Annotated in this window: 22 protein-coding genes (1 of these 22 running past the window's edge); 8 read left to right on the top strand and 14 right to left on the bottom strand. The window is 65.8% G+C overall.

Annotated elements, in window-relative coordinates; genetic code table 11:
• The 6 genes from clpB to ACZ5BM_RS09915 all read right to left on the bottom strand — a co-directional run.
• A protein-coding gene (gene clpB, locus ACZ5BM_RS09940) for an ATP-dependent Clp protease ATP-binding subunit (RefSeq protein WP_498907743.1) crosses the window boundary here: on the bottom strand, positions 1 to 1,141 show its 5' end (the start). Its footprint begins 1,478 nt before the window's first position; the window shows 1,141 of its 2,619 coding nt (coding positions 1-1,141); its start codon is at positions 1,139 to 1,141; its stop codon lies off the left edge, out of view.
• 114 nt (positions 1,142 to 1,255) lie between these two features.
• On the bottom strand, positions 1,256 to 2,344 hold the full coding sequence (locus tag ACZ5BM_RS09935) for a 2OG-Fe(II) oxygenase (protein WP_498907742.1): 1,089 nt from the start codon (positions 2,342 to 2,344) through the stop codon (positions 1,256 to 1,258).
• A gap of 109 nt (positions 2,345 to 2,453) precedes the next feature.
• The gene (locus ACZ5BM_RS09930; RefSeq protein WP_498907741.1) at positions 2,454 to 2,864 is read right to left on the bottom strand and encodes a flagellar biosynthesis repressor FlbT; all 411 of its coding nucleotides are present in this window, start codon (positions 2,862 to 2,864) and stop codon (positions 2,454 to 2,456) included.
• Positions 2,865 to 2,953: 89 nt separating this feature from the next.
• On the bottom strand, positions 2,954 to 4,027 hold the full coding sequence (locus tag ACZ5BM_RS09925) for a flagellin family protein (protein WP_498907740.1): 1,074 nt from the start codon (positions 4,025 to 4,027) through the stop codon (positions 2,954 to 2,956).
• An 8-nt stretch (positions 4,028 to 4,035) separates the two neighbouring features.
• Positions 4,036 to 5,598: a flagellar hook-associated protein FlgK gene (gene flgK, locus ACZ5BM_RS09920; protein WP_498907739.1), complete on the bottom strand. Its 1,563-nt coding sequence runs from the start codon at positions 5,596 to 5,598 to the stop codon at positions 4,036 to 4,038.
• A 75-nt stretch (positions 5,599 to 5,673) separates the two neighbouring features.
• Positions 5,674 to 6,996, bottom strand: a complete 1,323-nt coding sequence (locus ACZ5BM_RS09915) for a flagellar hook protein FlgE (protein WP_498907738.1) — start codon at positions 6,994 to 6,996, stop codon at positions 5,674 to 5,676.
• A 246-nt stretch (positions 6,997 to 7,242) separates the two neighbouring features.
• On the opposite strand from ACZ5BM_RS09915, the gene ACZ5BM_RS09910 reads away from it, so the two are divergent.
• From ACZ5BM_RS09910 to ACZ5BM_RS09895, 4 genes are all read left to right on the top strand, one after another.
• A complete protein-coding gene (locus ACZ5BM_RS09910) occupies positions 7,243 to 8,973 on the top strand; it encodes a flagellar hook-length control protein FliK (protein WP_498907737.1) in 1,731 nt (576 codons plus the stop codon).
• Positions 8,974 to 8,995: 22 nt separating this feature from the next.
• A complete protein-coding gene (locus tag ACZ5BM_RS09905) occupies positions 8,996 to 9,736 on the top strand; it encodes a flagellar hook assembly protein FlgD (protein ID WP_498907736.1) in 741 nt (246 codons plus the stop codon).
• Positions 9,737 to 9,798: 62 nt separating this feature from the next.
• A complete protein-coding gene (locus ACZ5BM_RS09900) occupies positions 9,799 to 10,155 on the top strand; it encodes a hypothetical protein (RefSeq protein WP_498907735.1) in 357 nt (118 codons plus the stop codon).
• Positions 10,156 to 10,186: 31 nt separating this feature from the next.
• On the top strand, positions 10,187 to 10,831 hold the full coding sequence (locus ACZ5BM_RS09895; RefSeq protein WP_498907734.1) for a DedA family protein: 645 nt from the start codon (positions 10,187 to 10,189) through the stop codon (positions 10,829 to 10,831).
• Here the strand turns inward: ACZ5BM_RS09895 and ACZ5BM_RS09890 are convergent.
• Positions 10,828 to 11,337, bottom strand: a complete 510-nt coding sequence (locus ACZ5BM_RS09890; protein WP_498907733.1) for a nucleoside deaminase — start codon at positions 11,335 to 11,337, stop codon at positions 10,828 to 10,830. The two genes, ACZ5BM_RS09895 and ACZ5BM_RS09890, sit on opposite strands and share 4 nt — an antisense overlap.
• 104 nt (positions 11,338 to 11,441) lie before the next feature.
• Here ACZ5BM_RS09890 and ACZ5BM_RS09885 point away from each other — a divergent pair, with 104 nt between their 5' ends.
• Positions 11,442 to 12,983, top strand: coding sequence for a S10 family peptidase (locus ACZ5BM_RS09885; RefSeq protein ID WP_498907732.1), 1,542 nt, complete (start codon positions 11,442 to 11,444; stop codon positions 12,981 to 12,983).
• A gap of 36 nt (positions 12,984 to 13,019) precedes the next feature.
• Here the strand turns inward: ACZ5BM_RS09885 and pqqE are convergent, their stop codons facing one another.
• The 5 genes from pqqE to pqqA are packed head-to-tail and all read right to left on the bottom strand — an operon-like array spanning position 13,020 to position 16,139.
• On the bottom strand, positions 13,020 to 14,090 hold the full coding sequence (gene pqqE / locus ACZ5BM_RS09880; RefSeq protein WP_498907731.1) for a pyrroloquinoline quinone biosynthesis protein PqqE: 1,071 nt from the start codon (positions 14,088 to 14,090) through the stop codon (positions 13,020 to 13,022).
• Entirely contained in the window at positions 14,087 to 14,362 is a 276-nt protein-coding gene (gene pqqD, locus ACZ5BM_RS09875) for a pyrroloquinoline quinone biosynthesis peptide chaperone PqqD (RefSeq protein WP_498907730.1), read from the bottom strand. Before pqqD ends, pqqE begins: the two co-directional genes overlap by 4 nt.
• Entirely contained in the window at positions 14,359 to 15,084 is a 726-nt protein-coding gene (pqqC, locus tag ACZ5BM_RS09870; protein WP_498907729.1) for a heme oxygenase-like domain-containing protein, read from the bottom strand. The genes pqqD and pqqC overlap by 4 nt, the downstream gene beginning before the upstream one ends.
• Complete coding sequence (gene pqqB, locus ACZ5BM_RS09865; RefSeq protein WP_498907728.1) at positions 15,081 to 15,980, bottom strand: pyrroloquinoline quinone biosynthesis protein PqqB; 900 nt, start codon at positions 15,978 to 15,980, stop codon at positions 15,081 to 15,083. Before pqqB ends, pqqC begins: the two co-directional genes overlap by 4 nt.
• Positions 15,981 to 16,001: 21 nt before the next feature.
• The gene (gene pqqA / locus ACZ5BM_RS09860) at positions 16,002 to 16,139 is read right to left on the bottom strand and encodes a pyrroloquinoline quinone precursor peptide PqqA (protein WP_498907727.1); all 138 of its coding nucleotides are present in this window, start codon (positions 16,137 to 16,139) and stop codon (positions 16,002 to 16,004) included.
• A 195-nt stretch (positions 16,140 to 16,334) separates the two neighbouring features.
• On the opposite strand from pqqA, the gene ACZ5BM_RS09855 reads away from it, so the two are divergent.
• Positions 16,335 to 16,700: a DUF4087 domain-containing protein gene (locus ACZ5BM_RS09855; RefSeq protein ID WP_498907726.1), complete on the top strand. Its 366-nt coding sequence runs from the start codon at positions 16,335 to 16,337 to the stop codon at positions 16,698 to 16,700.
• 177 nt (positions 16,701 to 16,877) lie between these two features.
• Here ACZ5BM_RS09855 and ACZ5BM_RS09850 read toward each other — a convergent pair whose 3' ends face one another.
• Both ACZ5BM_RS09850 and ACZ5BM_RS09845 read right to left on the bottom strand, forming a co-directional pair.
• Positions 16,878 to 17,795: a glycoside hydrolase family 19 protein gene (locus ACZ5BM_RS09850; protein WP_498907725.1), complete on the bottom strand. Its 918-nt coding sequence runs from the start codon at positions 17,793 to 17,795 to the stop codon at positions 16,878 to 16,880.
• Between the two features lie 168 nt (positions 17,796 to 17,963).
• Positions 17,964 to 18,539: a bactofilin family protein gene (locus tag ACZ5BM_RS09845; protein ID WP_498907724.1), complete on the bottom strand. Its 576-nt coding sequence runs from the start codon at positions 18,537 to 18,539 to the stop codon at positions 17,964 to 17,966.
• Between the two features lie 414 nt (positions 18,540 to 18,953).
• Between ACZ5BM_RS09845 and ACZ5BM_RS09840 the strand changes: the two genes are divergently transcribed.
• On the top strand, positions 18,954 to 19,964 hold the full coding sequence (locus ACZ5BM_RS09840; protein ID WP_498907723.1) for an adenosine kinase: 1,011 nt from the start codon (positions 18,954 to 18,956) through the stop codon (positions 19,962 to 19,964).
• Between the two features lie 28 nt (positions 19,965 to 19,992).
• A complete protein-coding gene (locus ACZ5BM_RS09835; protein ID WP_498907722.1) occupies positions 19,993 to 20,430 on the top strand; it encodes an RbsD/FucU family protein in 438 nt (145 codons plus the stop codon).
• Positions 20,431 to 20,480 lie beyond the last annotated feature (50 nt).

Genomic DNA, 20,480 nt, shown 5'->3' with positions numbered 1-20,480 from the left:
AGCGGTTGCTCAGGTTGGCCGCGGCGATCAGCGCACCGTCGGTGATGCGGATGCCGTGATGAAGCTCGTATTTTTCTTTGATGCCACGGAGGATCGAAATCGTGTCGGATACGGACGGCTCACCCACAAAGACAGGCTGGAACCGGCGCGCAAGCGCCTGATCCTTCTCGATGTATTTCCGATACTCGTCGAGTGTGGTCGCGCCAATGCAGTGCAACACCCCGCGCGCCAGTTCCGGCTTCAACAGGTTGGACGCGTCCATGGCGCCGTCGGTGCGCCCGGCTCCCACTAGCGTATGCATCTCGTCGATGAACAGGATCACCTGCCCGGACGCCGACTCGATCTCCTTCAGGACCGCTTTCAACCGCTCCTCGAACTCGCCCCGGAACTTGGCGCCGGCCACTAGCGCACCGAGATCGAGCGCCAGCAGGCGCTTGTTCTTCAGCGCCTCCGGTACGTCGCCGTTGATGATCCTAAGTGCCAACCCCTCGACGATCGCCGTCTTGCCGACCCCGGGCTCTCCGATCAGCACCGGATTGTTCTTGGTACGCCGCGCCAGCACCTGGATGGTCCGGCGGATCTCCTCATCACGGCCGATCACCGGGTCGAGCTTCCCCGACCGCGCCACTTCCGTGACGTCGCGCGCATATTTCTTCAGAGCATCGAAGCCGGCCTCCGCATTGGCACTATCGACCTTGCGTCCCTTACGGGCCGCGGCGAGAGCCTGCTCCAGAGCGACGGCGGATGCGCCGGATCGCGCGAGAGCCGCACCGGCCGGCTGGTCAGAGGCCGCCAATGCCACCAGTAGCCTATCCTGGGCGACGAAGCTGTCGCCCGCCTTCTTGGCACCCTGCTCGGCCTGATCCAGCACCCGCACGAGTTCGGGCGTGGCTTGCGGATGACCAGCACCGGCCCCCTGCACCTTCGGCAGCTTGGCCAGATCGGCTTCCACGGCGGTTTTCGCGAGGTCCGGATTGCCTCCGGCGGCACGGATCAGCGCCGATGCTGCCCCCTCGGGGTCGTCGAGCATGGCCTTCAGCAGATGCTCGGGCGTCAGGCGCTGGTGATAGTCGCGAAGAGCGATGGTCTGAGCGGCCTGGAGGAAGCCGCGTGACCGTTCGGTAAAGCTTTCCATATCCATCAAATTCTGTCCCTTTTCAGCAGGCGACGATCGATCCGACGCTCAGAACGTCCCTCTTGGAGGCAACGCATAGGCCATCGGACCATCGAACATGTGGGACGCTCCGTCTCCGACTCAAGAGCCTGCGGACGCGGCGGCGGCGGCCTGATTGGTCCGCTTCAAGGCGGCACCCGCCTCGTCATAGACGAATGGCAGACAGGCGAGGCGCCTTCCGGCGGTGACAGGCGTCACCTGGTGCATCAAGGAACAAGAAAAGATCACCGCACCGCCAGTGCCGGGCCGATATCGCCTCATCCCGAACTCTGGAAACATCAGCTCGCCGCCTTCGAAACCATCATTCAGGTTGATGGAAACGGCGAACTTGCGGTGGGCCGTCGCCGAAACGGTGTTGTCCCGATGCGGCCCAAAACAGCCGAGCTCGGCACTGTCATAGGAAGCGAGAATCAGCCGGTCGAGCTGGGTTGCCTCGAACTGGAACGCGTTGCGGATCGCAGGCACCACGCGGCGCACGATACGGGCCTGGATCTGCTCCACCAGCGCCCGATCGCGTACCAGGCAATCGTTCCGGCGCTTGAACCGGTTGTCCGTCACGGCGTGCGAGGGCGCGTCGCCACGTTGAGTAAAGACGCCCGAAGGAGTTCCGCCCTGCCGCCCATAGTAGTCGATCAGCCTAGTGCAGAATTCGGGTTCGAAAACATTCGGCAAAACCAGCGCGGGTGCAGGCCATTCGATGGCCGCCTGCTCGTGCTGCAGAGCCCGTTCGAGTGCCGCCACCATCTGTTCCGCGGCTCCTGGTGCATCGAGCATCACTGCGATCACGCGCAGGGAGCGATCCAGAAGGAACCAGATGGTCCGTCCAGGGCCGTTCCCGTCAGCCGGTCTGCTGCCATAGAGCCGCCCGACGGTGCCGTCCGCATCCCTGAAGAAACGGATGCCGGGCAGAACAGCCTGCAAACTTTCCTCGTCCCCCGGGTCGGCGCTGACGCCGAAAAAAGAACCATTCCTGTCATCGAACAGGTCGCGTCGGCCGACAATTCGATCGAGGCCGCTGCGCACCGGAACAGCTGTCGAACTTCCGAACAGGAACAGCAGAACGAACCGGCCGGCGGACATGTCGAAGGTGTAGTCGCCGTGCGGAGTGGTGCAGCGCTGGCGGAACCAGGGCGCAGGATCGCCGATTAATAAAGTGGCGAACGAGCTCATGACACTCCCTCGGGGCTTCGCAATGGCCGCGCCCGATCGGGAGTATGCGCAACCGAGCCGACCGGGGCAACCAGACGCCCCCAGCCTCGCCGGTAGTCTGTGCGGCGCGCTAGACGGCCTCGGCCACGCGAGACCGGGCCGATTCCGTCGGCGCAGGCCGCAACGCACTACGAAGCAGCTTGAGAGCGGCATAGTGATCGCCGCGCTCGATCAGGGCGCCGATCCGCGCCGCCGCATCCGGCAGGCCCGGTAGCTCATCCGGCCTCATTTCGGACAGAAGCGCCTCGACGCGGGCGCGGGCGTCGGGTTCGCCGTCCGGCTGGCCGACGTATAGGGTCTGGATAGCGCAGTAGAGACGCTCCGGGACGGTCGCATCGTCATGATCCTCCAGGATCTGCTTGCCGAACAGAAAGCGCGCCTTGGACACCAGCTCCACCCTGCAACGGTTCCTGAAGCGGATGGCAGCTCCGTTCACGAGCATCGTCTCGCCGGGGCGAAGTTCAAGCACGAGATGAGACATTCGGCACCGTATCCTGCAAACAACTGGATCGCTGTTCGCGTTCTGAGACCATAAACCGAGGTCTGTTGCGAAAACGTTAAGCCTCCTCATCAAATATAGGAGGCCAGCGAAAGTCCTTTCATGTCCGCGATCAAACTGTAGGACGCGGTGAGCTGATTGCGGATATCCGAAAGCTGCGTAGCCAGCGTTGCCGGATCGGCATCTTTCAAACTGCCCAGTTGACGGGTCAGAGCGTCCGACAAGGTGGATAGCGAACCGGATTGCGTGGCGAGGTCGTTCTGAGTCTGGCCGAGCGCCGCCTGCGTCCCTGTGATCGCCGCACCCGTGGCCTGCACACTGCCGACCATGGTGTTCACCAGACTGGAAAAAGCCGCGCTGTTCGAGTCGGCGCTCGGTAGACTGGCCACGACGGCAAGCTGTCGGATCAGATCGCGTATTGGCGAGCCCGTCGAGCTGCTCGTGGCCGCAGTACCTCCTGTCAGAACGAAACCCACAGTCAGCCGGTTGTCCGATCCGACGATCGTGCTCTGCGCCTGCGCACTGGCCGTGGTCGGGTCTGTGCTCAGCGCAGCGGAGAACAGCGAGCGGCCGGCGCCGTTGTCGGACGCAGCAGCAAGCGTCGCGCCTTCCACAGCGTTGGCCCCCACGGTCCCTAGCGATGCCACGCTGGCAACGATCGAGGTCACGGTGGTGCTTTGAAGAATATCCCCCGGGTCCGATAGCGGCGGAGTGTCCTGCTGGGTGCCCGCGAACACGTAGGTGTTGCCGCTTTGCGTGTTGGCCAATGCTGCAAGCGTCGTCAGTGCCTGACGGGCCTGCGTGGCGATGGCACTGACGGTCGATGCACTATGGTCGCTCTGCAAGGTGATCAGGTTGGTCTGCAAGGTGCTGGCAATGTTGCCGATCTGGCTCAGCGCTGTCTGTGCCACGCTGAGATTGTTCTGGGACGTCGAGATGTTCTGCTGCCAACCGCTGATGGCAGTCAGCTGCGGCTGAAGCGACAAGGCTTGGTAGCGACTGGACCCGAGCCCGGCATAGCTATCCGACACGACGCCGGACGCCGTCTGGCCCTGCAACGACGCGTACTGCGTGTTCAGCCGATCCAGCGCCCCGGTGAGGGACAGCATGGAAGGCGAACCACCGTTGATGCTGGGGATCGTCATGGCGAAGCTCAGCTGATGGCGGTCAGAAGAGAGGTAAACATCGACTGCACAGCCGTGATCACCTTGGCATTGGCCGAATACGCATTCTGCAGAGCGACGATGGCCGCCATCTGGTCGTCCACCGAAACCCCGGACACCGAGGCGATCTTGCTGGTCATCGCCGTTTGCAGGGCGGTTCCGTCCGACAAGGCACTTGTAGTGTCGCCGATGGTCGCCCCTTGCGCGCTGGTCAGCGTCGCGGCCAGCGCGGTGAGAGATCCGCTCCCGCTATAGGGCGCAGAAAGGGTTCCATTGGCGCCCAGGCCGGTGGTGGCGGAAGCAACCTGGCTCACCCCGGGCTGCACGACTGTGCCGAGCGAGAAGGTCAGCAGACGGTTCAGCAAGGTGGTATCGCTACTGCCCCGCGTAGTGTTCACCGTGAAGGCCGACGCTCCCGTGGCCGATCCCGCCACATCGTGCGTACCGTCCCGCACTGTGGACGCATTGGCGGCAACCGCAGGATTGACCTGAATGGTGGCGGCAAAACCAAGCTGTCCCGCGGGCGCCATGGCGATGGTGTTGGCCCCCGGTACGGTGCCGTCGGAGTTGGAAAACAAGGTCAGACCCTGTGCATCGAAACGCGACGCAAGGGTCTGCGAGAACGAATCGAGTTCTGCCTGCATGGTCGGCAGGATCTGGTCGCGGAGCTGGATGTTACCGCCCAGAGTGCCACCGGACAGCGACGTCGTGACGTCCCGGTCCGGTGTCGAGGACGGCGTGCCATCCACATGCAACGTGATTGCCGGAATCGAGCCGGGATAGGCTTTCGTAGCGTCCAGCGTCGCGTCCGCAGTGAAAAGGGGGCCGTCGGCCTGATGGGTCGGCAAGTTGGTGCCGTCGGCGGCGCTCACCAGCATGTCACCGGTGGAGGTTTCCTGAAATCGAACCGAGAGAACGCTGGACAGACTGCTCATCGCCGCAGCACGCTGGTTCTCCAGATCGGCCGTGCTCTGGCCCATGACCCGGAGCTGGCCGATCTGCTTCGAAAGCTTGCCGATCTGCCCCAGATCCTGGTTCACGGTAGAGACCTGATCGACGATCGCCTCCTGCGACGCCTGCCGCGCGGTCTGGTAGGCCGCCGCGGTGGACCGCAGACCACTGGCCAGATTGCCGGCTGCACTCACCACCGCCTGCTGCGCCGCCGAATTGGTCGGATCGCCGTCCAGCGTCGTCAGGCTCGTTTGCAGATTGCCGACATTATCGGCCAAGGTATTGCTACTGCCGGGGGCGGCACTCGTGGAGCCCTGGAGCGCCGAGATGGTGGACAGCCCATCGTTGATGGTGGTCAGACTGCCGACCACCGCATTCTGAGTATATAGGCTGTTCTCCAACGCCGCGTTGACCGCGCGGGTCGTCAGACCGACTACGACGCCGCCACCCTGACCCCCCGCAGTACGCGACGAAACACTCGACCGTTCTGCGACATAGCCAACTGTGCTGGCGTTCGAAACATTCTGCGACGCAACAGCCATTTCCGACTGAAGCGCCGACAAGCCGCTGGATGCGATCGCCAGTGAACTGTTGAGCCCCACGGCTTTCTCCCGCCATTCTCCAAGCCGATTGCAGAGACGGCAGGATAGCGGCCAATCCTTTAGAAAGGGTTAACGCTACTGCTTCATGGCCAGAACGGTCTGCAGCATGTCGTTAGCCGTGGTCACCACCTTCGCGTTGGCGCCATAGGCCTGCTGCGCGGTGATCAACCGGGTGAGGTCGGTATCCAGGCTGGTGGTCGAGTTCTCTACCGACGAAGTTTCCAGCGCGCCGGCACCGTTCTGGCTCGCCAGAGACTGCACGGCCGTGCCGGAACCGGAGGACGATGTATAGGCCTGGCCGTCATGCGCCGTCAGAGCGTTCGCATTGGCAAAGGTGGCGAGGGGAATCTTGCCGATCAGCTGCGAGTGGTCGTTGTCGAACGTTGCCATGATATTGCCGTCCGAGGTCATGGTGATGCCGGTATAGGAACCCGACGTCACGCTATCGCTCTGGATGGTGGCGGCGGAGCCGGGGCTGGCGGGATTGGTCGCCATCACCGTACCCGAGCTCGACCCGATCGAACCCAACTTCACGGTGACGGCCTGCGAACCGCCGCTCAGACCGGTCGGCACCGAGAAGCTGGCCATGGACCCGGTGATGGTGGTGGCGGGCCCATAGGCTGCAGGGGTGGAACCCACATTGGTCTGTTGGGCAACGGATTGCATGGTGCCGTCCGACCCGAATGTCACCAGCGCCGACGCGCTCGGCGTGGAGGCACCGTCCACCGTCGAGGACACTGTCCAGCTATTGCTCGACCCGTTCACTGGCGTCCAGCTGAAGTTCATCGTGTGGGACTTGCCCGAAGAGTCGTAGACCGTCTGCGACTGCGTGGTCGCCGGGCTCGCCCCGCCGCCCGATGCGGCGCTCCCCGGCAGACTCGCCCCGTAGGTGATCGTCCCGGTCTGCGTCGGGCGGAACGTCACGTTGGATACATTGATCGGATTGAGGCTGGTGGTGTTCACCGAACCATCCGGATTCACCGTATAGGCCTTCAGATACTCGTTGGACGAGTTGACCAGATAGCCTTGATTGTTCTGCGTGAAATCGCCGTTCCGGGTATAATAGTTCGTCGTCTGGAACGCCGTCGAACTCGACGTGGAATCGCCGCTCTCCTCCGCCACGTTGAAGAACCCGTTGCCCGAGATCGCCAACGCCAACGCATTCGAGCTGGCCGTGATCGTGCCCTGGCTCTGGTTCTGATAGGTGGTCGCGGCACGAACCGTCTCGGACGTTCCCTGCGTCGCAGCGGATGTCAGCACGTAGTCGCTGAAGCTAGTCTCGGTGGCCTTGTAGCCCACCGTCTGGCTGTTCGCGATGTTGTTGCTGATATCCGTGAAAGCATGCGACTGCGCGGACAGGCCGCTGACTGCCGTGTTTAGTGCGCCGAAAACCGACATGGCCTGTTCCCTCGTGGATGGTGATCCGTTCAGAGGGCATAGAGCAGGAAGCGTGCCAGAGACTTCGCCACGTCGATCGGGCAGTTTTCGAACGAAACCCTATCTCGCCCCGTCCGATCTTGTGCCGATCGGCAGGAATTGCCGGGCCATTCCTGCCCAGCACGAACGATGCCGGCCCTTCAGTCGCGATCTTCGTGCGAAAAACGCACTGGCCCGTCGCTTGCACAGGCCGTGCAGGGGGTCTCGATGTCCAATATCACCGTGTGTCCGATCACCACGAAGATCGCAGCCAAATCGCCGTTGATCGACACGGCATCGGCAACCTCGTTCGGAACGCATCTCCAGGATGCATTGCAGACGGTTCCCGACCCGCGCCGGCCCGTCCAACCGTGTGTGTCGGACGATCCGAAAGGATCGAAGCCGCTTGCCGGCAATACGGCTGTGCCGAACCAGACCACTCTCGGCACGGCGTCGACCGCATCACAAGGCGACCTCCCAAACCAAATACCGGCGGAGAACGCGCTCAGCACGGCCACCGACATCGCGACTTCGGTTCCCCCAAACGGCCAACTCCGGACGAGTTCCGAGTCGATCGGCTCCCTCTCTCGCACGCCGTCGAGCCTCGCGGCCGTTACGATGACGCAGAATCAGACCGCCATCGCATCCGTCCGGCCCGACCCGGGAACGCGCACGGACGACCTGGATACGCCGTCGCCGACTGCCACGCGGCCCCACAGCGCACGATCCCGCACCGAGCGTCTGCGAACGGATGATTTTTCCGCATCTTCACAGAAAACTAACCAAAGGACGGCAGACTCCGACAGTCCAACCCCGCAAACGGACAAGCCGCGAACCGAGACGATGCCCAGCGATGCCCCAAGACCCGTCCTTTCACCGGAAACGATTTCGGCGAAGATCGCGGTGGATTCCGGCGCGGTTGCTTCTCCCGTCGCAAGCGGCATTCCGCCTGCGAGCACGGCCGTGACAGCCAAACCGTCGCAAGCGATCGCGCGTGCCAGAACACGACACGATGCGAAGGCTTCCGACGACGATGCGCCAAGCACGAAGCCGGCGGGCGAACTGCCATCCCCCCCTTCGCAGATAACAGCGGAACTGCCGCCCCCTCCGGAAACGGCTCAGCCGGGGCGAAACGGAACGCCTGGGGAAACGCACAGCCGAGCCAGCTCCGCCTCCGCCCATGCGGCGCAGTCCGGCACCGTGCAAGCAGGGGCACCGAAGAACGCGGGCGAGTCGGCTGGCGATACCGCCTCACAGGACACAAAGATTGCAGTCGCGGAAGCATCTTCGCATCCAGGCTCCAATCGCCTCGAAGCGTCGGCGACAACGGCCAACGCACCCGGTCCGCAGCAATGGGAGGTCTTGATGGCATCCCAGGCCCCGCAAGGTCCGGTATCCGTTGCGACGGGACCAGCACCGGTCGCAACAGCCACCGCCACCGAGCCGACACGATACGGGCAGGGTGCGGCCGAACAACTGACCGGTCCGGTCGTGTCGCTGGCGCAAGGCTCGAACGGTGCCAGCAGCATGGAAGTGTCGCTGCATCCGAAAGAACTCGGCGAGGTGAGGATCAGGCTCGATCGCGACGCCGCCGGTGCCGTTCGTATCGTCGTGGCCGCCACGGAGCCCGGAACGCTGCGCAGCCTGATGGCGGAGCAGACCCATCTGCATGCGGCGCTGGATGCCGCTGCGATCCCGGCCACAGACCGACAGATCTCATTCGAGTTAGCGCCACATCAGCCTGACACGACGACAACGAACACGGATACGGGCGGCCAGACCGGTAGCCAAACGGGCAGTCAGACCGGTAGCCAGGGAAGCGATCAATCCTGGCGCCAGGACCGTGAGCCCCAGCCGCGCCGGCCCAGCGACCGCCTTGCACAAAACGAGACACAGACAATCCCCGCCGCCTTCCTGGGGACCCGCACCTACCGGACCGGCGTGAGCATCACGGCCTGACGCAGCAAAAAGGACCTTCCCCGTGAGCAGCATCATCTCATCGACCGATCTGGCGACGGCGGCCGCGACGGCAGCCAAGAAAGCGCACACCAGCAACGTGGCCAGCAGCGCCGCTTCCAGCACCAGCGCGAACACACCGAACTCCCTGTCGTCGCTCACCAGCAACTACAACCAATTCCTCACCCTGCTCACGGCGCAGCTGCAGCACCAGGACCCGACCAGCCCCACCGACACCAGCAGCTTCACCAGCGAACTCGCCCAGTTCGCCGGGGTGGAAGAACAGATCAAGACCAACACCAACCTGAATCAGTTGATCGCCCTCAATCAGACCAGCGAGGTGAGTCAGAGTTCCTCGTTCGTCGGCAAGCAGGCCGTGGTGTCGTCCAGCCAGATGGCGCTTCAGAACGCCTCCGGCACGCTGCAATTCAATCTCGGCACGGCGGAAACAGTGGGCATCGCCGTCACCAACTCCGCCGGCAAGGTAGTCGCCAATCGGTCGGTCGACATTCCCGCGGGAACGAGCACATGGAGCTGGAACGGCAAGGACGACGCCGGCAACACGCTCCCGGACGGCACCTACGACGTCGCCGTGGTCACGCCGAACGCGTCCGGCAGCTCCAACGCAGTGCCGTTCAGCGTGATCGGCACCATCACCGGCATCAGCAAGAACAGCAATGGCGGCGTGAACGTGCAGATGGGCAGTACCTCCGTCGACATGAGCGCGGTGACATCGCTGCTCAGCGCCGCCACCACCTCCTCCTGAGACCACGCATGCCACCATCTCCCGGCCACGGCGTTGCAGCCGCTCCGGACGGGAGGAAACAGGTGGGCGAGAAACACAAGGCGGTGCCGGGCGAGATCACCACGGCGCGCGGCCCATGGACGACCTCCGTGCTTCTGTGTCGCAAATGCGGCAAGAAGCTCGGCGGCGGCTTCGGGCCCAAGGGCGACGAATCCCTCGCCGGCGTCCTCAAGCACACCCTCCGCGATCGCGGACAGCGAAAGCGTGTCCGGGTGATCCAGGTCGGTTGCCTGGATATCTGCCCGCGTGGCGGCGTGGTGGCGATGCGCGGCGATGCACCGGGCGAGATGATGATCGTCCCGGAAGGCATGAATGCGGACGCCATCGCCGAACGTCTCATCGGCCACGTCTTGACAGAGCCGGCCACAGCCGGTTCCTGACGGGTTCATCTGCGAGCGCTCCGACCCCCACATGCACCATCTCGACCATCTGCTCGCCCATTACGGATATGGCTTGGTCGGTCTTGTGGTGATGCTGGAAAGCATGGGTGCGCCATTGCCGGGCGAAAGCCTGCTGATCGGCACAGCCCTCTACTGCGCCACCACGCACAAGCTTGATATTTACTGGGTCATCGCCGTCGCCGTCACCGGCGCGATCATGGGCGACAATTTCGGCTATCTGATCGGCCGGTCGGTGGGCTTCCGCGTTCTCGCCCGATGGGGCCGTCACGTCGGCCTGACCGAGGACCGTCTCACTCTCGGCCGCTATCTGTTCCGACGCCATGGCGGCAAGGTCGTGTTCTTCGGCCGGTTCATCGCCATTCTGCGCACTTTCGCCGCCCTTCTCGCCGGCGCCAATCGCATGCCCTGGCACAGCTTCCTGTTCTGGAACGCGCTCGGCGGCATCGGTTGGGCCGGCGGCTACTCCTTTGCGGCCTACCTGCTCGGCAACCAGGTGGAGAAGCTCTCCGGCCCGATCGGCATCGGGATGGGCGTCCTCGCTCTGGCGATCGCGGTGCCGACCTTTATTTTCCTGAAGAAGAACGAACGCCGCCTCACCGAAGAAGCGATGAAAGCCGCCAAGGCGGAGAAAACCAGCGGGCGGCACAAACACTAGATGTTGGCCTGCTCCTCGACCGGAGGCTCGTCCCCGGGTCCGTAGTACAACGCCGCACAGTCCTCGCGCAGAACCCCGGCGGTGAAACGGATATCGTCGCGATACGCATCCGCCAGGATATCGTCCAGGTTCAGCGACCGGCACTCGAAATACATGCGATGCACGTCCGGTCGGCCGGCGCCATAGACGATCCGGCCCACGCTGGTCCAGATGCTCGCCATCGAGCACATGCCGCAAGGCTGCAGCGTCGAATACAACGTCGCCCCGCGAAGATCGTCGCGCCCCAGCGCCGCACAGGCCCGTCGGATCGCCGTGGTCTCGGCATGGGCGGTCGGATCGTGGTCGGCCGATACCTCGTTATGCGCCTCGCCTACAACCTGCCCGTCCAGCAGGATGACGCAGCCGATCGGACCGCCGCCACGGCTGTTCTCACCGGCGCGGGCAAGCTCCAACGCCCGTTGCATCCAGAGCGCATCGTCGTCGGTGGGCGGCATCATGTTCGGCATGGGCGCTCAACGGCGATGCCTGCACCGCGTTCCGCCGCGTACCCGACTGGACGCGGGCGCGGTTTGCCGAAACAGTCCAACCCGACTGCAACAACGGACACGCGATGACCCGCTCGTTTCTCCCGTCTCTTCTTCCCCTGGTGGGCGTGCTCGCACTCTCTGCAGCACCGGCCTTCGCCGCCGAACCTCCGGGCAAGACCACACAGCCACCCGAGGCCGCCACGGCACCGGCCGAGCCGCAGCCCAAGATCGACAACGCCCAGATCGCCCTGCTGCCGGGCGACAGCGTCACCCATCACAGCTTCAGCGCCCCCGGCGGCCCCGCCATTGCCTACACCGCCACGGCTGGCACGCTCGTGCTGCGCGACGACAAGGGAGCGCCTTCGGCGAAGGTCTTCTATGTCTCCTACGTCGCCGACGGTCAGGGCGCGCGGAAACGGCCGGTCAGCTTTTTCTTCAATGGCGGCCCCGGTGCCGGCAGCGCGTTTCTGCATCTCGGCGCGGCAGGCCCCGTGGTGCTGAACTTCCCCACCGCCAACCCGACCGACGGCGCCAACGCCATCCTGGCCCCCAACCCGGATAGCTGGCTGCGCTTCACCGACATGGTGTTCATCGACGCGGTCGGCACCGGCTACAGCCGCCCGGTCGATCCGGACAAGGCCGCCAAGGAATTCTACGGCGTCAAGCAGGACGGCTCCGCCTTCGCTCAGGCCATCCGCCTCTGGATCGAACGCAACCACCGCGAAAGCTCCAACAAATATCTGGTCGGCGAGAGCTATGGCGGCATCCGCTCCATCCGCACCGCCTATGCGCTGGAAACCGAGCAGAACATCCTGCTGTCCGGCATCGTCATGGTGTCGCCGGCGATCGAGATGGGTCTGCTCGACAACAACGCCGACCCGATCGGCAACGCCATCACCTTGCCCAGCCTCGCCGCCGGCGAGATGGAACGCCGCCACACTCTCACCCCGCAGGCGCTGGACGACGCCTATCACTACGCCTTCGGCCCCTATGTCTCGATCCTCGCCGGCGCGCCCCCCACCGGCGACGTGGCGAAACAGTTCTACGGCAAGATCGCCGACATGACCGGCGTGCCGGAACGCGTCGTCACCGCCCAGCGCGGCATGCTCGATGTGCAGTCGCACGATGTCCGCAGCCGCGACGGCCGCCTCTACAGCCTCTACGACGACACGCTCTCGATCGCCGACCCGTATCCGAGCGGGGAAGACAATTCGGACAGCCCCGAGCCGGTGCTCGCCGGGTTCGGCCTTGCCTACGGCAACGCCTTCACCGGCTATGTCGGCGACACGCTCGGCTTCCACACCGAGCTGAAATACGACCTGCTCAATCTCGAGGTGAACGGCGCCTGGGACTACAAGGCCGACGGCGAGCCGATGGCGCACAACATGCCGGAGCTTCGCAAGCTGCTGGCGCTGAACCCGTCGCTGCACGTGTTCATCGCCCACGGCATGTTCGATCTGGCCTGCCCGTTCTCCGGCTCGCGCTGGCTGGTGGAACATATCCCCGTCGGCCGCGACCGCATCCGCCTCAAGCTCTATCCGGGCGGCCACATGCTCTACACCCGTCCCGACAGCCGGGCCGCCCTCTCGCACGACGTGGCCGCACTCTACGCCACGGCACCCTGACCGCCCGCCCCGGTCCGGCTATCGCCGGGCCGGTTTTCAATACCGCCGGTAGACGAGTTCCGGCGCCACCACAGGCCGTTCCGCCAGGATCGCATCCACGGCGGAACGATGCGGCGACCGGCCGCATACCGGATCCATCGCCGACGCATCGCCCGCCAGCGCCAACGCCTGGCAACGGCACCCGCCATGGTCGATCGCGCGCCGGTCACAGCTCCGACATGTCTCGGGCATCCAATCCTCGCCCCGGAACCGCTCGAACGCCTCCGACCGCGCCCAGATCTCCGCCAGCCTCTGCTCGCGCACCGATGGAAACCGCAACCCCGGGATCGTCTGCGCCGCATGACACGGCAGCGCGATCCCGTTCGGCGCGACGTTCAGGAACCGACTGCCCCATCCACCCATGCACGGCTTGGGTTCGTCGGCATGATAGTCCGGCGTCACGTAGTCGATCGTCAGCCCATCGCCATGACGCAGCCGTGCTTCCGCCACCGCCCGGTCGGCCGCCTCGAGCTGGGCTCGATCCGGCAGCAGCGCACCGCGATTGGTCTCCGCCCAGCCATGATACTGGGTGTGGGCGATCTCCACCCGGTTCGCCCCCGCCGCGGCGGCGAAATCGATCATGGCGCCAATGCGCGCGCAGTTCTGCCGATGCACCACAAAGTTGAAGGTCAGCGGCAGATCGCCGTCACGGATCAGTTCCACCGCACGCAGCTTGGCGTCATGCCCGCCGCGATAGCCGCCGATCCGGTCCGCCTCCGCCGGCACGACGTCCTGGAAAGAGAGCTGCACATGGTCGAGCCCCGCCTCCGCCAGCGCCGCGACCCGCGCCGCATCCATCAGCACGCCGGAGGTGATCAGGTTGGTGTAGAGCCCCAGCCCGAACGCATGCCGCACCAGATCCGGCAGATCCGGCCGCGCCATCGGCTCCCCGCCGGAGAAATGCACATGCAGTACGCCCAGACCCGCCGCCTGGTCGAGCACGTCGCACCATTCCGCCGTGTCCAGCTCGCCCTCCCGCCGTTCCAGCGCCACCGGGTTGGAACAGTACGGACAGCGCAGCGGACAACGATGCGTCAGCTCGGCCAGCAGGCTGAGCGGGCCGTTCACGCCTTCAGCACCTTGCGCGCGATCAGGTCGTCCACCATCGCCAGAACGTCGGCCGCGATCACCCCGCGCGGCGCGTCGAAGCGCGCGGCCAGCTCGTCCACCATCGCGCCGATGCTGCGCGCTCCGTCCACGAGCTGCAGGACTGCCAGAGCGGTCTGATCCGGCACGAACAGCTTCTCTGGCGCCAACACCACCCAGCGATCCCGCGCCTTGTCGTGGCTCAGGCGCGTGCCGCGCACGAAGGCCGGCACGGAGCTCTCCGCCGCACTCACGGACGAAACGCTCCCGGAGGGATTTGGCCGGGCACCACATAGGCGTGCTCCAGCGCATCCAGCATCGACCAGAGCACATCGCATTTAAATCGAAGTGCCGCCAGAACCGCGTCCTGCTGCGCGGCCGTCACCGCATGCTCGCGCACATAGGCCAGGGCGAACGCGGAATCCTGCGGTGCCTGCGTCAAACGCGGCGTGAAATAGGCCAGCGCCCGCTGATCCACGAACGCGTAATGCCGGAGCATGCCCGATACGCGCTCGCTGATGATGGTCGGCGCGAACAACTCCGTCAGCGAGGAGGCGATCGCCTCCAGGATCGACCGGTCGCGCACGAAATGCACGTAAGCCTCCACCGCGAACCGCGTCGCCGGCAGGATACCGGACAGCGATTCCACGAAGGCGCGGTCGAGCCCGAGCGCATCGGTCAGAACCAACCAGCGGGCGACGCCACCCTCGCCCGGCACCTCGCCGTCATGGTCCACCAGACGCGTGCGCCACGCACGACGCAGCTCCGCCGTCGGCAGACGCGCCAGCAAGGTCGCGTCCTTCATCGGAATATGGCTCTGGTAGCAATACCGGTTCAGCGCCCAGGCCTGCACCTGGGTCCGGTCGAGCCGACCGTCATGCAGAGCGCGATGGAACGGATGCAGGTTGTGGTAGCGCTCGGCACCGATCCGGCGCAGAGCCGCTTCCAGCCCGTCCGGGGTCAGAATCCCGCTCACAGCACGATCTCCATGCCGTCGAACGCCACGCGCCAGCCGGCTTCCTCGGCCTCGCGCCGCTCCGGGCTGTCGCCCAGCAGCAGCGGGTTCGAATTGTTCAGATGGATCAGGATTCGCTGCCCGATCGCGATCCCGCTCAGCCCGGCGATCACCCCCGACGGGCCGGACACGGACATATGCCCCATGCGCGCCCCGGTCTTCGGACCGAGCCCGGCCCGGATCATCTCGTCGTCACGCCAGAGCGTGGCGTCGAACATCACCGTATCCGCCCCGTCGAGACGCGCCAGCAGCGCCTCCGTCAAACGGGCACATCCGGGCAGAAACACGAGGCGACGACCGCCGTCGTCAATCTCGAACCCGACCGTGGCATCGTCCGACGCATCGTTCTCGCCCGTCTCCGCATAAAGCGGCACCTTGCCAGGCGCGGCGAACGCCGTGATCTGCAGTCCACAGGCCTCCACCGCCACCGCCTCGTCCACCGCCAGGGCCGTGCGCGACACGACATCGCTCCTGAGCACGTCGAAGATCGGGTTGCGCGCCAGTTGCGCCAGCGTATCGGCGGTCGCCAGAAGCCGGAACGGCTGGGATTCGCGCAGGGTCAGGAGCCCGGCGACACTGTCCACCTCGGCGCCGGTGAGCGCCACTGCAGCGATCGGCGTGCTGCGAAGCCCGTGTTTCGGATGAAGCTGCGTCGTGCGCTCGATCTGAATGCGCAGATCGGGCGACGCGTTCAGGACGATCCAGCTTTCGCCGTTGCCGGACACGGCCACGGATGTCTGCGTGCGCGGCAGGGCGGCCGGATCGCCGGCACGCGCCCGGTTGCAACCGGGGGCATTGGAATTCCATTGCGGAAAACCACCCCCGGCCGCGGCGCCCAGCACGATGGCATGGATCATTCCGGATCGATCAGCGATCGATCAGGCGCGTGTGCCGCAAACGTAGCTGTTGATCTCGGCGCCGACGGGGATCTCGACGATGCGCGGGGTGGTCCAGGCCATGGGAAACTCCTTGCTGGATGGAAAGCGGACATGCGGCAGCCTGCGGCGACCCCGCACGCTTCCGGCCCGAGAGCCAAGCTAGCGACGCGGTCGCGCCCCTGTCGAGCCCGGAACCGGGCACGATTCCGGCATCCGAACGGATAACAGCCCCGCGCGAAGCGGTCCGCTCGGCGGCTTGGCAACCCGCACGGCTGCTGTAGCGTGTTCTTCGCCGGCGTGTTCGAGCACGCCCAGCCTCGGGGATGACGGATCATGAAACGGCACCATCTCGCCGTCGCCTTGTTTCTGGCGGCGCTCTCGGCCGCAGGCGCGGGCCAGGCCGCTCCCGCCCATCGCTGCGGCTGGGTGGAGAACCCGACCCCCGGCAACTGGTGGCTCAAGGACCGGAGCGGAACCTGGACCATCGCCGAACAAGGCGGCTTCACCGCCGACGGGTTCGACGACATGCCCGACATGTCCACCAAAGGATGGGTCGAGCAGAACGGATCGCACGGCTATGGCTGCGGCTGCATCGACGCGGAAACCGACCGCGGCACCATGCATGTGACCAAGCTGACGAATGCGACGCCGCTGCCGCTCGACCGTTGCCGCGCCGACAGACATTTGCCGCGCCCCTGATAGATATCATCTACTCAGAGTCGAAGACGGAAGGAGGAAGCGTTCTTTCTTGGAAGAAAGAACCAAAGAACTTCTGATTGCTTGATTACAGGCACGAGCCGCCAGACAGGACCAAGCGGATAAAAGTCTTTTTGCTTCTTTTTCTTCAGAAAAAGAAGACCCTTCACGCAATCCCCATCACGCGGCCGCCTTCGGCGTGATGCTCTCCATCAAACACGCCTCGATCGCACGGGCGATGCTGGCGATCGTTTCCGCCTGATCCATCCCGTTCACCATATGCCGCGCATGGGCATAGTCGCTCACGGCGCCGATGAAATAATCGCTGAACCGATGCCCGTTCGCGAAGATCGTGCCGTCGCACATGCCGGTGGACATGATGCGATAGGCATTGTCCGCGTCCAGAACCAGATCCGGGTCGAACAGGAAATCCAGCCCCTTTCCGGTCGCCGCACCCGCCTTGGCATAGTTGTACCACCAGGTGAGCTGCACGTAACCGCGCCCGAAATACACTCTGGATACGCCGGCGCCTCCGGCCGGACCGGACGCCGCATGATGCGGGGCCGACGTTCTGGCACGGTGATGGTGGCCACCCACGGCATGTTCGGGATGGTAGCTTCCGTCTGCGGCGACCAGAAACACCTTGCCGTCGCTGGCCGTCACCCGCGCGCCGTTGCCCGATCGCGCCACACGCACCGGCTTCGCATAGGCCCGCGTGCCGCCTTTGTCGGATTCTTCCACCGGCACGAAGGTCTCGGTCACACGGTAGTCGCCATGCCCGTGCTTCCGCTTGATGCCGGAATCGACGATATGCGCGCTTTCCCAATAGGTCGTCGCCAGCATGTACGCCGCCCAGCGCACATCCGTGATGGCCGGATCGTGATTGATGCGGGACGCGACGTCGCTCAGATTGGGAATGCAGAACCGATCGCCGATGGTCGAGTATTTCGCACCCAGAGTCCCGCTCTGGCCGGCATGCGCCTGGGCACCCTGCCTGAAACGCTCGATGAAGCCGGGAACGTCGATCGTCCGGCCCACCAGGGAATATCGCAAAGCAGTCGAAACGGCGCCTCGGGCGATATCCGGATCACTGGCCACGATCTGATCTCCGCTCTTCCAGCCAGATTATTCGGTGGCCGAGCGGAAAGAAAAGAGCTGTCCGCACGGCATCCGGCGACGATCGCCGGTGCCAGAGCGGAACCGGCCCGCCTGGAAAGCGGACCGGGCGGGGGAACCGGCGCGAAACGCCGGCTCCCGCAAACCGGATCAGGCCGGCGGCGCGGCGGGATCGAGCGCCGGGGTCGGCACCGGGGCCGGACGGCTGGCGGTGATCGGCTCGCCCACCGGGGTGGCCGAACGAGCGGCGCCGTCGGTGATCATCTCGAGACGGCCGGTCACCTGACCGCCATCCTCGACCTGGAGGCGGCGGCACTTGGCGGTGCCGATCAGGCGGCCGGTGGCGCGGATGGTCAGGTTGCCGCGCGCGGTCAGCGTACCGTCCACGGTGCCGGCCAGCTCGGCATCCTCGACCTCGACCTCGCCGCGGAACACGCCGCCCGGCGCGACCGACAGCTCGGTGGCATGGATCATGGTCGCCTCAACCGTGCCCTCGACCACCAGGCGCTCGGCATCCTGCACCACGCCCTGAACGGAGATGCCGCGGCCGACCACCAGGGTGCGGCGCTCCACGGCGTCCTTCTTCGGAGCGGCGGGGCCGCCGGGCTGGCCCGGAACGGCGCCGGGCATCGGCGCGCGCGGCGCGGCGCCGGGCTGGGCGGGCTGCGCGGCGGCAGGGGCCGCCGACGGGGGGGACGGGGGGGCAGGGAACGGGGAACGACCCATCGGGGCCTCCTTCGGCGCGGTTGGAGTGGATACGGGTGTGGAAGCGCTCCCGGCGGGAGCGCGGCCGGCCTCGGGGCCGTTCTGCATGGGGCTGGACGTCGCCGGGCCTGTCTTGATGGGGGCGGCTGCCACTTCGGGCTTGCGTCTGTTGAACAAATGAACCCCGCTGCTCTGATCGATCGTTCGGTTCCGAGCGGCGCTTGTGCTTTCCGGGCATCTGCCCTGCACAAGACCGATGAACGGCTTACACGCAGCCGATGGTGGGCGACAAGCAGGCGAATGAAGGGTTTGTAGGCCGTTCCGTAAGCCGAACGGAAACGAGGCGCCCCGGGAAGCGCCCGTTCGGGGCCCGCGTTGCCGCCCGATCGGGGCGGTGATAGCGAGACGCTTCCTTTCGCGAACGAGACCGACACCGTGCCATTTCTGTCCGCTTCCGCCGACGCGGAGTTCGATCTGCTCTGCATCGGCAACGCCATCGTCGACGTGCTGGCGCCCGTGCAGCCCGGTGTGCCGGAAGCCGAAGGGCTGGTTCCGGGCAGCATGACCCTGATCGACGCCGCCCGCGCCGACGCGCTCTATGCCCGCCTCACGCCGGAACAACAGACCGGCGGCGGCTCGGCCGCCAATACGGCGGTGGCGGCGTCGCTGCTCGGCGCACGCACCGCCTATCTCGGCACGGTCGCCGCCGACGCGCTCGGCCTCGCTTATGCCGACGATCTGCGCAGCGCCGGCATCTTCTACCCCACCGCGCCACTCGACGCGGACCGCGCGGGCGACCATTCCACCGCACGCTGCCTGATCCTGGTGACCCCGGACGGGCAGCGCACCATGAGCACCTATCTCGGCGCCTGCACCGCCTTCGGCCCGGCCGATCTGGACGAACGCGCGATCGCCACGTCGCGCATGCTCTATCTCGAGGGCTATCTGTTCGACCCGCCGGCAGCCCAGGAGGCGTTCCGGCGCGCGGCCGAGATCGCCCATGGCGCCGGCCACAAGGTGGCGCTCAGCCTCAGCGATCCTTTCTGCGTCGGCCGCCATCGCGACGCGTTCCGGGCGCTTGCCGCCGGCCATGTCGACATCCTGTTCGCCAACGAGGACGAGATCCTGTCGCTCTACGAGACGGATGATTTCGAGCGGGCCGCCGAGCATGCCGGGCGCGACGTCGACCTCGCGGTGCTGACGCGCGGCGAGAAAGGCAGCGTGGTGTTCTGCCGCGGCGAGCGCACCGACATCGCGGCGGAGCCGACCACCCTGCGCGACAGCACGGGTGCGGGCGACGCCTATGCGGCCGGGTTCCTGTTCGGTCTGGCGCGCGGCCTGCCGATCGCCGAATGCGGCCGGATCGGCGCGGTGGCCGCTTCCGAGGTGATCTCCCATTTCGGCGCCCGCCCGGAGGGCGATCTGCGCGCCCTGGCCGGACTCTGATCCCAACACGCTTTCGGAGTTCATCCCCATGCTGATCGGTATCGACCCGCTGCTGTCCCCCGAGCTGCTCCATTCCCTGGCCGCCATGGGCCATGGCGACGAGGTGGTGATCGTGGACCGGAACTTCCCGGCCGACTCCATCGCCACGCGCGTGCACCGCCTGCCCGGCATCAGCGCCGCACAGGCGCTCGACGCCGTGCTGTCGGTGTTCCCGCTCGACACCTTCGTGCCCAACCCGGCCGCGACCATGCAGGTGGTCGGCGATCCCGACGCCATTCCCCCGGCCGTCGCCGACCTCACCGCCGTGCTGGAACGCCACGGCGCCCGGGCAGCGGAAACCGTGGAGCGGTTCAGCTTCTACGAACGCGCCCGCAAGGCCTTCGCCATCGTCCAGACCGGCGAGGACCGTCCCTACGGAAACATCATCCTCGGCAAGGGCATCATCATCGCCAAGACCGAAGGCTGAATACCGCCCGGCGACGTGTCCGGCGGGACAGGCAGTCCTGCCAGAACCGG

The sequence above is a fragment of the Lichenicola sp. GTC18331 genome (genome assembly GCF_055386855.1).
This window is presented reverse-complemented; position numbering and strand designations above follow the sequence as displayed.

Bases quoted from the DNA above. Each gene is read 5' to 3' on its own strand.
- ACZ5BM_RS09935 (WP_498907742.1), bottom strand. From the start codon at position 2,344: ATGAGCTCGTTCGCCACTTTATTAATCGGCGATCCTGCGCCCTGGTTC.
- ACZ5BM_RS09930 (WP_498907741.1), bottom strand. From the start codon at position 2,864: ATGTCTCATCTCGTGCTTGAACTTCGCCCCGGCGAGACGATGCTCGTG.
- ACZ5BM_RS09925 (WP_498907740.1), bottom strand. From the start codon at position 4,027: ATGACGATCCCCAGCATCAACGGTGGTTCGCCTTCCATGCTGTCCCTC.
- ACZ5BM_RS09915 (WP_498907738.1), bottom strand. From the start codon at position 6,996: ATGTCGGTTTTCGGCGCACTAAACACGGCAGTCAGCGGCCTGTCCGCG.
- ACZ5BM_RS09910 (WP_498907737.1), top strand. From the start codon at position 7,243: ATGTCCAATATCACCGTGTGTCCGATCACCACGAAGATCGCAGCCAAA.
- ACZ5BM_RS09895 (WP_498907734.1), top strand. From the start codon at position 10,187: ATGCACCATCTCGACCATCTGCTCGCCCATTACGGATATGGCTTGGTC.
- ACZ5BM_RS09890 (WP_498907733.1), bottom strand. From the start codon at position 11,337: ATGCCGAACATGATGCCGCCCACCGACGACGATGCGCTCTGGATGCAA.
- ACZ5BM_RS09885 (WP_498907732.1), top strand. From the start codon at position 11,442: ATGACCCGCTCGTTTCTCCCGTCTCTTCTTCCCCTGGTGGGCGTGCTC.
- pqqB (WP_498907728.1), bottom strand. From the start codon at position 15,980: ATGATCCATGCCATCGTGCTGGGCGCCGCGGCCGGGGGTGGTTTTCCG.
- ACZ5BM_RS09855 (WP_498907726.1), top strand. From the start codon at position 16,335: ATGAAACGGCACCATCTCGCCGTCGCCTTGTTTCTGGCGGCGCTCTCG.
- ACZ5BM_RS09845 (WP_498907724.1), bottom strand. From the start codon at position 18,539: ATGGGTCGTTCCCCGTTCCCTGCCCCCCCGTCCCCCCCGTCGGCGGCC.
- ACZ5BM_RS09835 (WP_498907722.1), top strand. From the start codon at position 19,993: ATGCTGATCGGTATCGACCCGCTGCTGTCCCCCGAGCTGCTCCATTCC.